The organism is bacterium, assembly GCA_023382385.1.
Taxonomy (GTDB): domain Bacteria; phylum Electryoneota; class RPQS01; order RPQS01; family RPQS01; genus JABWCQ01.
In genome coordinates, this window is sequence record JAHDVH010000001.1 from 367,047 (window position 1) to 380,280 (window position 13,234).

A 13,234-nucleotide genomic window follows, 5' to 3' on the forward strand; every position below is an offset into this window, starting at 1 on the left:
GACTACCCGCCAATCAACCGCAATATGTCGTGGTAGGAAACCACTACCAACAGCAAGAGTAGTGCTATCATTCCGGCCTGCTGAATCACGAGCTTCGTCTTCGTTGGGACAGGTCTTCTAATAATTGCTTCAATCAGTACTATAGCGATGTGACCGCCGTCCAACACCGGAAACGGGAGGATATTCAAGAAGCCGATTGACACACTCACAAACGCGATAAAAAACAGAAACTCGCCGGCACCCTGCCTGGCGCTTTGACCGGACAACTGTGCGACACCCACTGGTCCCGAAAGCTGCGAAAGGCTCCCTCTACCACCAATTAGATCGCCAATGAAGCCCGCAAGGTTTCTGGTTGTATTCCAACAAAACATGAACGCTGAGCTACCGGCTTCGCCGATCCCCGCATCGCGAAATTCCACTTTGGGCGCAATTCCAATCACGCGGCGAGAGGAATCTCCAGCCGCTATCACTTCTGTCGGAACCGCAAAAGAAACACTTAGGCCATCACGTACAGCCGTTAGAAACACCGTATCCTTGGAAGAGGTGATTAATTGCACGACATCTTCCCACTTCTCCACAGCCTTCCCGTCTATCAAAGTGATTCTGTCTCCGGCTGATAGACCGGCAATTGCGGCCGGTCTCCCTTCGATCGCTTCACCAATGACCGGCAAGTTGACTTCCGGAATGCCCATAGTCAGTGTCAAACTGATTAGTATGACAATAGCAGTTAGGTAATTCATAAGAACACCCGCAGAGAGTACAAACACTTTCTGTGCAGCATTCTTTGACATAAATTCATCCGGAGCACCTGTAATCCCCTCGCCGTCCATGGATTCGTCGACCATACCTGCAATCTGCACATACCCGCCAAGCGGAATCCAGGAAAGTGAAAACTCAGTCTCACCAATTTGTCTGGTGAAAATTCGTGGGGGAAAACCGATCGAGAACTTCTTCACGCGCATGCCCGTCAGCTTGGCGGCAAGAAAGTGCCCAAGCTCATGAATAGCTATTATTATGCCCGCAACGGCTACAAACGATAGAATGGTTATCAGCATAGTGGGGTTGAAGAACCGGCAGCCAAACGATTTATTGCCGACATGCCAACACGACGGGCGCTACTGTCCGCTCTCATGATCGACTCAAGATCTCCTCCGCTTCCTCCCGTCACCTTGTCTAAGCACTCGTTTAACACAATAGCTATCTGGTCAAATCTGATTCTTTCATCCAGAAATGCCTGAACAGCTACCTCGTCTGCCGCCGAGAGGACAGCAGGCGCAATACCACCCATTTCAATCGCACGGAAGGCACATTCAAGGCAAGGGTAATCGCTAATGCGAATCTCGTCAAAGTGTAACGCCCCAAATGCTGCAGGATCTGAGTTCACCAGTTCACTTTCCCAGCGTTCAGGGTAGCTTAGCGAATACAAAATTGGAAGTCGCATGTCAGGGCGCGAGAGTTGGGCTTTGAAACTCCCGTCACAAAACTCCACAAGTGAGTGAATCACAGACTCCTTGTGGCGAATCACTCTAATCTTTTCAACCGGCATGCCAAACAGCATCACAGCTTCAATAACTTCAAGACCTTTGTTGAATAACGTCGCGGAGTCAACAGTATTCTTGGGTCCCATCACCCATGTGGGATGCTCAAGTGCCGTCTTTGGTGTAACGGTTAACAACTCCGCAGAGTTCCAGCCCCAGAACGGCCCGCCTGATGCGGTAAGCCACAACCGTTTGACGGACGCCACTTCCTCACCAATCAAACATTGAAACAACGCGCTATGCTCGGAGTCGACTGGAATAAGATTAGCGCCGTTATCACGCGCACACTTTACGACTACTTCACCCGCTGCAACGAGCGTCTCTTTGTTTGCAAGAGCAACATCCTTTCCACGCGACAACGCTGCGATGGTTGGCATTATTCCGGAAGAGCCTGACACGGCATTCAGCAGAATGTCGTAATCACTCTGTCCAGCCTGCTGTACGAGAGCGTCCTCTCCGACAAATATTTCTGCGACGCCGAGCCTCTTTGCCTGCAGGGCAAACACATTCTCGCTTGATAGATGTACGATAGCCAAACTCTGTGGTCGCCACTGTCGCGCGGTCTCAAGCAATTCTGAGACGCGACGTGAAGAAGAAAAACCAACCAACTTCAGGCGATCATGTTGTTCGGCCGCTATTGACAATGCGGATCTGCCAATTGAACCCGTCGCTCCTTGAATCAGCACCCGCTTCAAGCGACAGGAACACTCCGAATACTAATAGAGCGGAGAAAATCTCCGAAATGATAAGTAAAAGCCTGCGCAAGGGCTTTCCTCAACGGTTCACGCAAGTCTTGCGGTCCAATCTCGCGATTCACACATGTAGACTTTGCTTCAAGTCTCCGCTTCAGCATCTCTCTTTCCGACTCAGACTTAACGACAAGAAAGTCCGATATCCGCAAGTGGTCATCGCCTAATAATATCGAACCGTGCTGCAACAAGGCATCTCCCAAACGCCGTTGCGCACTTCCAACAATCTTCTTACCCCTTACAGCAACTTCCCATCGTGATGTTCGCACAAAACAAGACGTACGGTTTTCCAACGGAGCCAACGCCTCACCACGCTCATCAAGTTCAGCTAAAACGCCAATCTCGTTCAGTGCTGACGCTATAGAGCGTCCAACATACTCTTGCAACAAGGCCCCCGCTCGCAATTCTGGCACTTTCGGAATCACGATAGCGTAAGTTAATTCTTCACTGTGCAGTACAGCGGCGCCACCAGTAGGTCGTCGGACAAGCGGCACCTGACTATTAGCCAGCGCATCCAAGTCCAACTTGTCAGTTTTTTGGTGAAACCCGACCGACAAAGTCGGCACGTCCCACTCGTAGACCTTCAAACAAGGTCCCATAGAGTTAGAAGCAGCCGCTTCCAGATCCTTCTGGTCTCGCTCCATCAAGTACTGACCGGGTAACCTGCCGTCATGGCAAATCTCCAGAATCACAGAAGCTCCTCCTGGCTGAAATGTGACCTCCCCGGCATAAGCCCTCGTCTGGATGATTTGATGAACTCGGCGAGCTCTGCTGCGTACTCTGAATCACCATGAAGGTCGAGTATCCTCTTGACTGCTTGGCTCGTGTTTTGTCCTGATCGATACAGCAAGTGGTAGATATCTCGAATTGTCTTTATCTGCTCCGCGCTAAAACCCCTTCTTCTCAAACCGATGACGTTGAGTCCTCTGTAGGCAAGGGGCTGGCCAGCCGCGAGAACATAAGGGGGCACGTCTTTGGGGACGCGAAACCCTCCTCCAATCATGCAGTGCCTGCCAATGTGTACAAATTGATGAACTGGTACCAGTCCACCGAGAATCGCCCATTCATCAACATGAACATGTCCAGCGAGCTGCACCCCGTTGGCAAGTATTACTTGATCCCCAACCACACAATCGTGCGCGATATGAGCGTAAGACATGATGAGGCAGTTCGCGCCAACAACTGTCCTTCCTGTGGCGGCCGTTCCCCGATTTACAGTCACAAACTCCCTGAGAACAGAATCGTCACCAATATACACACGGGTCTTCTCGCCACCAAACTTCTTGTCTTGCGGCTCTCCACCAAGTGAAACCATTGGCGAGATCTTGACGTTTCTTCCAATCCGAACGCCAGAAAAGAGCCGAGCCGAACTGCCGATCCACGACCCCTCACCAATCTCGACATCGTCATCGATTACTGCGAAAGCGTCTACTCTTGCGTCATCTGCAATGATCGCTGAAGCCGATACCGACGCATGTGGATGTATAATTGGCATTCGTTGCTATCCCTCTCTATCTACAACTGCTGCAGTCATTTCTGCTTCTGCAACTAAGGCACCGTCTATATGAGCAGTTCCCTTCATCTTGCAGATGCCGCGCCGGAACAACAACATCTCGACAGTGAATCGAACTTGGTCGCCGGGCGTCACTGGCTTACGAAATTTGACATTATCCAGGCCGGTAAAATAAACAAGCTTGCTCTCAGGATTCTCGACTGAATTCAACAGCAAGACACCCCCGGTTTGCCCCATCGCTTCGACGATCAAAACACCAGGCATTACAGGACGTCCTGGGAAATGTCCATCGAAGAACGGTTCATTTCGGGTCACATTCTTGATTCCAACGACTCGCTCGGAAGGCACTAACTCAAGAATACGATCGACCATCAGCATTGGGTAACGATGCGGAAGTAGCCGCTCAATTGCCTCAGAGTCAAAGACGAAACCTCTGCCTCCTTTCCCGCCATAGCGGCGGGCAATTCGCTGGGCCTCAAGAAGTCGGCGCAACATTCTTGCTACCTCAACATGTGAGGCATGTCCTGCGCGAGCAGCGAGCACATGGCCGCGCACAGGAACTCCTACGAGCGCTAAGTCGCCGACCAAATCGAGAGTTTTGTGTCTTACAGCCTCGTTCGGATAACGCAACTCTACGCCCCCAAGAATCGCGCCGTTGTGATTCAATTCCCCACGATAACCAAAAGCTGACTTTAGCTCTTCATACTCGTTCTCGCCCAAGTCCTGGTCCACAAAGACAACTGCGTTGTCAAGTGAACCTCCCTTAATCAAACCTCGATCCTTTAGAGCGCGCATCTCGGAGAGCAAGCAAAACGTCCGGGACCGAGCAAACTCTTCTACAAACTCACTAATTGAGTACATCGAAGTGTATTGAGTCCCAAGTTCCGTGTTCGGATAGTCAATCATATACGTGATACGAAACTCGGAAGAGGGTACAATTACGATGTCTATAGCGTTCTTGTCATCATGGTAAGTCAAAGTCTTTTCGAGATCCAAGTACTCGCGTTCAGCCTCTTGCTCAACAATTTCCGCTCGGAGCAAGGCTTCTACAAAAGGCCCGGCACTGCCATCCAGGGCAGGTGGTTCCTCGTCGGTCAACTCAATACGCAAATTGTCTATCCGCAATCCGGCAACCGCCGCTAAAACGTGTTCAACGGTATGGATACGCACTCCATCCTTGCCAAGTACCGTTCCCCGCGCGATATCTGTTACGTACTCAACAAGCGCTGGAATCGCGGCAGATCCAGGAATATCAGTTCGATGAAACACAATACCATGGCCCTCGGGAGCCGGCTTAAAGGTCATACTTACGGGCTTGCCTGTATGCAACCCGATTCCCGATATCGCGATCTCATTCGCAATGGTTCGTTGCTTATCAGGCACGCTCTCGCTCCTTTTCTCCGCTTCCTATTCCGACTCGTTCCTCCAACCGGCGTACGCGCCTGAGCAACTCTGGTAAACGCGGAAGCGCGGCCTCAATTCTCTTCCAGACACTATGTGGCCTGCCTGGACTCCCTGACAGAACCTCGCCGGGCCGAACGTCATGTGAAATTCCGCTTTGAGCGCCGAATGCCGCACCGTCCCCAATCTTCAAGTGACCGACAAATCCCGCCTGCCCGCCGACGCGACAGTAGTCGCCTAAGACTGTGGAGCCTGAAATCCCGGCTTGCGCTGCAATGACACAGTGTCGACCGATTCTGACATTGTGTGCAATCTGCACCAAGTTATCTATCTTCGTGCCTTCTCCAATTCTGGTCTCGCCCATCGTGGCACGATCCACCGTGGTGTTTGCTCCAATCTCAACATCATCATCGATGATCACGGTCCCAATCTGTGGAATTTTCTGATATCTGCCTGACTCGAAAGCAAAACCAAACCCGTCTGCTCCTATAACAGTGCCGGAGTGAATCGTCACACGATTCCCTATCTGAACATGATGGCGAATAGTCGCATGGGGATGTATTCGACAGTTGTTTCCAATGACACATTGTTCCCCAACAAATACGCCAGCTTCCAAGAGCGAATTATCGCCAATCTTAGCCCCTCTTTGAACCACGCAGCAAGGGCCAATCAATACATTTGCACCAATTTGAACATCGTCAGCGATTACTGCCGATTCATGAATGCCTTCACCGTGTTCCACTTCCGGATGAAAGTAGACCAGAGTTTTCACAAATGCTGCATATGGGTCTGCCGTTTCGATCACGTCACCTTGATCACGCCTCACACCAGATGAAACGAGGACAACACCTGCCGCCGTCTCGCTTAGCAGTGCGGCGTACCGGACGTTTGCCAGAAACGTCACGCTGTCAGATGAAGCATGCTCCAATGGTGCAACAGAACGCAGTACGCGTTCGCTGTCGCCGTAGAGGGTACCGCCGACCAATTCGGCAAGTTGTGCTGCCGTGATCGTTGGCACGACTACTCCTTCTTCAGGGATTGAAGAACAAGCTCGGTGATATCATACTGCGGGAGGGCGAAGACAATGTTTCCCCCAGCAGCATCAAACACCATGTCGTAGCCATCTTGCTGACTTATCTTTTCAATAGCTTGGTTCACCTTTTCCAGGATGGGACGGGATAATTCAAGGTTCTTATTGTAGAGCTTGCCACCCTCACCCCAAGTCTCAACGCGAAACTGTTCCAACTCTCTCTTCTTTTCCAGAACTTTCTGCTCACGTTCTTGACGCGCTTCGGCAGAGAGCATTAAACTCTGAGACTGTATCTCCTCAACCATAGTTTGAAGCACAGTTTCCTTCGCCTGGGCTTCTGCCATATACTTTAGCTCCTCTTCCTGAAGCTTGCGCTGCGCCTCCTGGAAGTCTGTGTACTGCGCGAGTATGGCTTCGGAATCGATGTAGCCGATCTTCATCTCCTTCGCGATGGCAGGAATAACAGACAAGCTGACGGCAATGAGCACTAAGATGCTCTGTTTCATGATCAACCCTTTTCTATGATGTCGTTAAAAAGTTCTACCAAATTGGAAATGCGGCAACCATTTCCCGCTTCGAATACCACGATAATCGTAATAGTCAAAACCATAACCATAATCAAGTCCGATCATGCCAATGAAAGGCATGAAAAGCCTCGCTCCGAATCCAATGGATTTGCGCACGTCGGCAGGATTCGTGTCCTCGTACCTTGCCCAGACATTTCCACCCTCTGCAAAGCTCAGCACGTAAATCGTCGGATTGCGAACTATCGGATACCGAAGTTCGAAGGACTGCTTGAACATGGTCTTTCCACCGACAGGATAGCCGCCGCTCTGTGGCCCGACATCCCGCTCGTCGTACCCCCTAAGACTTGTCCCCAGCGACAGTCCCGAACCCCCCATAAAGAAATAGTCAAAGTATGGAATGTCTCGCTGATTCGAACTGAGCAGCTCTACCGCGCCTATTCTTGTATCTGACACAAGCACAAGGTCGCCAAGAATCGGCGAAAACCATTGTGAACCCAATTCCGCTTTGAAGAACTGGTCATCCCCCAAAAGAGGACCACCCGTTAACTCTGTGCGAAGAGTGTTCACGGAACCTAACGAGGGGAACTCGGCCTCATTACGGCTGTCACGTGAAATGATTTGCGTAATCCCTGATGAAACACGAGGATCGTCAGCTACCAGATTCCGCGGATTGCTTGCCTTGAAGTCCTCCGAGAATCTTGAATATAGTGTGCGGTCAAGTCGATAAATGTAATCCAGTCTGAAATAGTCATCCGGCCAGCGCAGTCTGCGTCCTACGCGGAGTGTACCACCAATAATATCTTCATCAAACCCGTAGTAGCTTCCACCACGATGAGTATCAAAGAAACTACAGCCTACCAGAGTCCGGGTGTTCCGGAACCATGGCTCCGTGAAGCTAATTGTAAAGGATCGGTACACTCGACCAAAGTTCCAGTCCAGTCCAAACTGCTGGCCATTGCCAAGCAGATTGTTCATTTGAAAACCGACTGAACCAATGAATCCATCACGCTGACTGTACCCGGCAGAGACATTTGCCTGGTCAGTTGACTTCTCATCTACATCAATGTAAAGGTCTACTTGGTTCTCGGAAATGGGCACTACATCGGGTACAACACTTGCAAAGTAATTGAGAATTGTCACTTCACGAATTGAGCGTCTGAGCTTCGAGACGTCAAATGTCTCACCGGGATAGAGAACCAGTTCACGTCGAATCACCTTCTCTTTAGTCTTAGTGTTTCCAGTGACAAAAATTTGGTTTACTTTGAACTCATTCCCTTCAACAACTTCCATGGTTACATCAACAATTTGGCTATCTCGTACAGACTCAACCGGGTTTACCGTAGCGTAGATGTAACCACGATCGTAATACATGGATCCTATGTCGGCCATACTTCGATCAAATTCTTGACGGTTGTACCTCTCACCCGTCTCCACACGCATCTTAGCCGCCAACTCTTCCTGAGTGAACAATCTCTGGCCCGACCAGTTGAATGTCCCGTACTTGAAAACTGGTCCCTCAGCGATTCGAAAAGTCAGATAGATTCCGCGCTTGTCCTCAGTATATGTGACCGAGTCACTGAGCACTTCTGCGTCTCGAAAGCCTTCACTCTGATAGAAAGCCACCAAAGCGAGCTTATCTGCGTCAATCTTCTCGCGTTTATATTCCCCCGACCTGAAGAAAGTCTTCTTGGTTGTGCGAACTCTCTTTCGCAGCTTCCTGTCTGTGAACGCCTCATTCCCTTCAAATTCGACGCGCCTTACTTTCACCTTGCTGCCTTCGCGTACTTCCAAATCAAGCCTGACACGACCGTTGCTCTCAAGCGTATCTTGTTCCACGTGCACTTGTGCCAAAAGAAAACCCATCTCGCTGTACTTCTTTAGCATCGACTCACGCAGACGAGTGACGTCAGCCGGGCGCACAACTTGTCCGGGACTGAGCTTAAGGAGTGCGTTGAGATCCTCTCCCTTCAGCTTGCGATTTCCACGGATGTCAACGCGTTCGAGCCGCCTGAACTCTTGAACCTGCACTCGCAGGTATACGCCTTCGGTGGTGCTTCGCTCTTCAATGATCTGAATATCACTGAACAAATTAAGCTTCCAAAGTTGCTTGATACCTGATTGCACATCATCACCGGTAATCTCCTTCCCAACGGCCAACCCCGAATGAGCCCTTATGAGCCCCGCATCGGTGGAAGAATTTCCCTCAATCGAAATGCCCAAAACGCGAAGTTTCTCCTGGGCTTGCGTCGGTACGCTCAAAAGAACAACAGCAACTAATAGGAATAGAAACTGAAGCCTCAATAGATTCATGCTCACGACTACGGCTCCAGGGTAAACGAGTACTTGAGTGCGACAGATTCATCACGGCGTCGACTCGCTTCGTCATATTCAACGGCAAAATCTAGGACGAAGTCGCGACTGAGCGGCACCACCCTGTACTGCAAGTTCCAGTAGTGAATCAAGCCCAGTCTGCCTCCTTCAGCCTCTCCGCTCGCTTCCGAGAGTTCTCCGGTATAGGTGACAAAGACATCGTTGTATAGGTATTTACCGACGGTAACGTGCGAACCTCTTAGTAAACGCACAAATCCCTCAGATTCGAGTGTGTCAGTCAGAACATTTTCGCGTTGCGCTCTAAACATGCTTGCACTTGGCCCTCCACCTGGCGACAAGGAAATCTGATCCAAAAAAGTTGCCCGTTCCAGTCTTCGAGAAATCGGATCAAGCCAAATGCGCTTAGCCGCAGACATCGCGGTCCTGGTTAGCAGTTTAGTTGCTTTCCCTTGCGAGAGGTTTGTCAAATCATAACCAAGCAGTGCAAGCACCTGCTCAGGATCAGCATAACCATCCGCTTCGAGTACATACGTGACATCCTCAAAACGGCCATACGGAATTCGAGAGTTTGTTTCCGCGTCGATCTCGTAGATGGTCAGGTACACAGTGACTGTTCTGCCAAGCGAGTCGGCACCGTAGGTCGCCGCCCGCCCGCGCAGGACGGGGAAAATGTCAGTTTCGTCAAAGTCGGCTCGAAGAGATTCTATCCAGAAAGTCTGGTCCAGGTAGTCGGCACTCCCAGAAGAAGCACTAAGTTGGCCAACAAGTCGCAAACTTGAATCAACCAAAGACCCTCGCATATCCAAGGGAGCATCAGTTGGCGTGACGATCGCGTCGACAGAGATGTGATCCAAGTACTCCGCGACGGTTCCCAATAACGGATTGGAACCCATTTTAGCAAACAACTCTGAGTCCCTGAACCCCGTAACCTCCACATCATAGTGCAACCCGGTGCCTATGCCAATGTCTAAATCCCAGTATGCCTCGTAAAGACGATCAACAAGCCATTTGGTGACTGGTCGCATAGTTCCCCCCCCATAAGAGAGAAAAGGAAAGGCGAATCGCCCGTCTCGAATGAAAGCATCACCCGCAATTAGCAATCGAGTTGAATCAAGTGCGGAGATTGTAAGGCCATCAAGATCGCCTGTTCCTGAAGAAAGGCGGCACAACCACTCCGGCTTCATGAAGCCCGGAAGTCGCACGAGGGCCCCCTGAGCTGCGGTCGAGATGTGCAGAATACCAAGCTCAATTCGCGGCGACGGGATAACCAGTGGCGAAAGATTCTCGACGGCTTTGCTTCCGGACGGCAAGAAATCCAATCGAAGGTAGTCAGCACCTTCGTCAACTTGTAGGAAGCCATTACTCACGTTGCCGTCGGCATTCAGAATGACATTCGCATTGAATCCCAGAATACCCGGTGCAGCCGGAGGGTAGGTAAACTTCCCTTCATTTACCTCAAGTCTCCCCCCCCTGAATTCCGGCCTATCCCACGTTCCACCGAAGTCTATTCGCAAAGAACTGTTGCTTCCGGCGGAGGTAAAATCCGCGTCAACCTGCTGTAGAAGATCAAGAAAATCACCCTGGCCTTCGAGCAGTGCTTGGAACTTCCCGCCTTTAACAGGCACCGTCATCATCTCCGCGTAGAAACGATACTTATCCGCCTTTGAAAACGAGAGTTGAGGTATCGCAAGCAGTCTTGTGCCGTCAGGCTCAGTGGTTAGAGTCGCGTCAACTGCGAGCCTGTCAATGGTTAACTCGCCAAATAGCTCCCCGTTCGTCACACGCATGCTTGCAAGAACTTCGGGCGACTTGAGGGAACCCGTGATCAAGACATCGCCCTCAAGTTGGCCACTGACGAGTCCACCACGACCGGTCAAAGCTTGAATGAAGTCCGAACACTCCGACGTTGGGAAACTTGCACGCAAATCGACATGTTCACTCGACAGATCGAGATTCCCTTCCATTTCGATGATGCTTCGCACACCACGACCAAAAGTGAAGTGCAAGGAATCCACTATTGTGTGACGGCTTCTTAACGTCAGAAGCCCCCAATAGCCCGGCAAACCCTGCGCCTTGCCTTCGATTAGACTCAAATCAGCAAACCAGTCAAGTGAGTCTACTTTACCGTCGACCGTCAGTTCTCCCGATACTAACCCCAACAGATTCCACTTTTCTGCCAAACTCGAAACAATAGGCATCTTTGCAAGGGGCAGCGCATCGATGGAGAGCTGCAGGTCAAGGACAGTCGGATCAAGGGAGACGAAGCCGCTTAGGAGGCCTGCTTCATCAATATACAGATCCACAATCTCAATCTGCTTTTCGCGGACCATCACTACACCGCGACCGAAGAAACCATCCCCTCTTCCCGTCTTCCCCTTCCACGCACCGTTCAGCTCGTAAGTTCGCTCGGCTTGCCGCGCATAGCCACCGTTAAACTGAAGTTCGCTCAAGACCTCCGAGACCACGCTACTTGAAGTTGAATCGCTTGTAACATCGATTTCAAGGTAGCCACTTGCCTCATCACCGGCAAAGTATACATTCAGAAACTGAACATCAGACAAAATGCTTTCAAGCGCAGGATACGCGATCGGGACAAGCGTATGCAGATTCTGAACTCGCGCAGTAACAAAGTCACCGCCCAGAGTTACCGTGACACCTCCTGTCCGTCCACTTGCATCAGCAAATTCTACAGTGACGGCACTGTCAGAATATCTCAGTTTCCCATTACCGCTAACTCTATCTGATGAGTCGCGCGCAATCCACTCAATGATTGGTGCGGAGATCCCGCCAGACAGATGAACATCCACTCGCTGCAAAGTGCTTGTAGAGCCAAACAGATCTGGCATACTATCAACAACCAGCGTCACATTTGATTCTACTTGTGGATTTGCTCCAAAAGTGTATACGCCCGATCCGCTTATTCTTCCAATTTCAGATCCGCACGACATCGAGAGGACGTTTATGCTGTCCTTCGCAAAGCTCAGTTCAGATAGGAACGACCGAAAGACAGTCTTGCCGATTATGAGCGATTCAGAAGCGACCGTTGCGTGAATGAGTGGCAGCCTTGCGGTACCTGAAATGCTGGCCGAGACTTGCGCCGAACCGGAAACTACCGTTTTCCCCGCGTAAAAAACCTCCATCATCGACCGTGAATCTACCAACGCGGAAATGCTGCCTTTTAATCGTAGCGAGTCAGCAAAGGTGATAGATCCATGAAGACTCGCAGAGAAACCACGCCCCAAAATCTCTACTTCGTCCGCTCGCAACTCGGTACCTTCGAGCAGCAGACTCAGATCGGGTATAAAATAGCTGTTTCCGCTAACAATCGCTTCAATGCTGGAAAGCTGTACTCGACCTGAAACATCTAAGTTGCCTTCTGACTGCTGGAGTCGTACAACAACCTCCCCACCGTTCGAAGACAAATCGACAGGCACAAGACGCCCGAAGTCTAGTTCACCATCCGACAACTCAAACGACGCCGTGATGTCCAGTTCACTATAAGCAGGGAAAATACTTCCGTCCACTCGAACTCCGAACGAGACAGGAAGCCCCCCCCGCCCATACGACTCTATTCTGAATTCGCCTGCCTGCGCCTGGGATAGATAACCACGCAACTCCCTTAGCCCAGTAATAACCGAGTCCTCCACCAGAAACAAGACTTGCCCGTTTTCGAAGGATAACGCGTGAAGGCTGTCTGTTCGCGCGAGCAACTCGAATAATCCATCAGGAATCGAACTCGTATTCGCTTTCGGACTATCACTCCCCCCAATGGCAATCGTAAGTTCGGGCCCAACCACATGTACGCTTCTGAATACTCGCTCAATCGTTCCCGGCTGCGCAAAAACTATTAAGGGATCAATCCCCACGTCGATATGTCGAATAGAAAGCCGCGATCCGCGGTCATCGAGCGGTAAAACGATATCCCACATTCTAACATATCGCCAGCCGATCTCAACATCACCGCAGATTGCTTCGGTCCCGAGTTTTGCAACGAGGATTTCGGTTAGCCTTGCTGCTGCTTCCTGATTGATCAAAGCTCTCGGAAACAGGACAACTGTTGCCAGCATGAGCGCAAAGAAACTTACTAAAGTCCAGACAACACGCCGCCACCCGCGTCTCAATCTCGCGACTCTTCCGCCGTCTTC

9 protein-coding genes are annotated in these 13,234 nt (G+C 50.8%); all 9 read right to left on the reverse strand.

Annotated elements, in window-relative coordinates; genetic code table 11:
- Positions 1-2: 2 nt before the first annotated feature.
- The gene (locus KJZ99_01660; protein MCL4304601.1) at positions 3-1,055 is read right to left on the reverse strand and encodes a M50 family metallopeptidase; all 1,053 of its coding nucleotides are present in this window, start codon (positions 1,053-1,055) and stop codon (positions 3-5) included.
- The gene (gene dxr, locus KJZ99_01665; protein MCL4304602.1) at positions 1,049-2,233 is read right to left on the reverse strand and encodes a 1-deoxy-D-xylulose-5-phosphate reductoisomerase; all 1,185 of its coding nucleotides are present in this window, start codon (positions 2,231-2,233) and stop codon (positions 1,049-1,051) included. The genes KJZ99_01660 and dxr overlap by 7 nt, the downstream gene beginning before the upstream one ends.
- Positions 2,230-2,979, reverse strand: a complete 750-nt coding sequence (locus KJZ99_01670; protein ID MCL4304603.1) for a hypothetical protein — start codon at positions 2,977-2,979, stop codon at positions 2,230-2,232. Before KJZ99_01670 ends, dxr begins: the two co-directional genes overlap by 4 nt.
- Positions 2,976-3,782 carry an acyl-ACP--UDP-N-acetylglucosamine O-acyltransferase gene (lpxA, locus tag KJZ99_01675; protein MCL4304604.1) on the reverse strand — a complete coding sequence of 269 codons (807 nt, stop codon included), beginning with the start codon at positions 3,780-3,782 and terminating at the stop codon, positions 2,976-2,978. Before lpxA ends, KJZ99_01670 begins: the two co-directional genes overlap by 4 nt.
- Positions 3,783-3,788: 6 nt before the next feature.
- Positions 3,789-5,183: a bifunctional UDP-3-O-[3-hydroxymyristoyl] N-acetylglucosamine deacetylase/3-hydroxyacyl-ACP dehydratase gene (locus KJZ99_01680; GenBank protein ID MCL4304605.1), complete on the reverse strand. Its 1,395-nt coding sequence runs from the start codon at positions 5,181-5,183 to the stop codon at positions 3,789-3,791.
- Complete coding sequence (gene lpxD, locus KJZ99_01685; GenBank protein MCL4304606.1) at positions 5,176-6,219, reverse strand: UDP-3-O-(3-hydroxymyristoyl)glucosamine N-acyltransferase; 1,044 nt, start codon at positions 6,217-6,219, stop codon at positions 5,176-5,178. Before lpxD ends, KJZ99_01680 begins: the two co-directional genes overlap by 8 nt.
- A 2-nt stretch (positions 6,220-6,221) precedes the next feature.
- Positions 6,222-6,737, reverse strand: a complete 516-nt coding sequence (locus tag KJZ99_01690) for an OmpH family outer membrane protein (GenBank protein MCL4304607.1) — start codon at positions 6,735-6,737, stop codon at positions 6,222-6,224.
- A 24-nt stretch (positions 6,738-6,761) separates the two neighbouring features.
- Entirely contained in the window at positions 6,762-8,978 is a 2,217-nt protein-coding gene (gene bamA / locus KJZ99_01695) for an outer membrane protein assembly factor BamA (GenBank protein ID MCL4304608.1), read from the reverse strand.
- Between the two features lie 98 nt (positions 8,979-9,076).
- Complete coding sequence (locus KJZ99_01700) at positions 9,077-13,210, reverse strand: hypothetical protein (protein ID MCL4304609.1); 4,134 nt, start codon at positions 13,208-13,210, stop codon at positions 9,077-9,079.
- Between the last annotated feature and the right edge of the window lie 24 nt (positions 13,211-13,234).

Coding starts and splice junctions, on each gene's coding strand:
- KJZ99_01660 (MCL4304601.1), bottom strand. CDS start 1,055: ATGCTGATAACCATTCTATCGTTTGTAGCCGTTGCGGGCATAATAATA.
- KJZ99_01690 (MCL4304607.1), bottom strand. CDS start 6,737: ATGAAACAGAGCATCTTAGTGCTCATTGCCGTCAGCTTGTCTGTTATT.
- lpxA (MCL4304604.1), bottom strand. CDS start 3,782: ATGCCAATTATACATCCACATGCGTCGGTATCGGCTTCAGCGATCATT.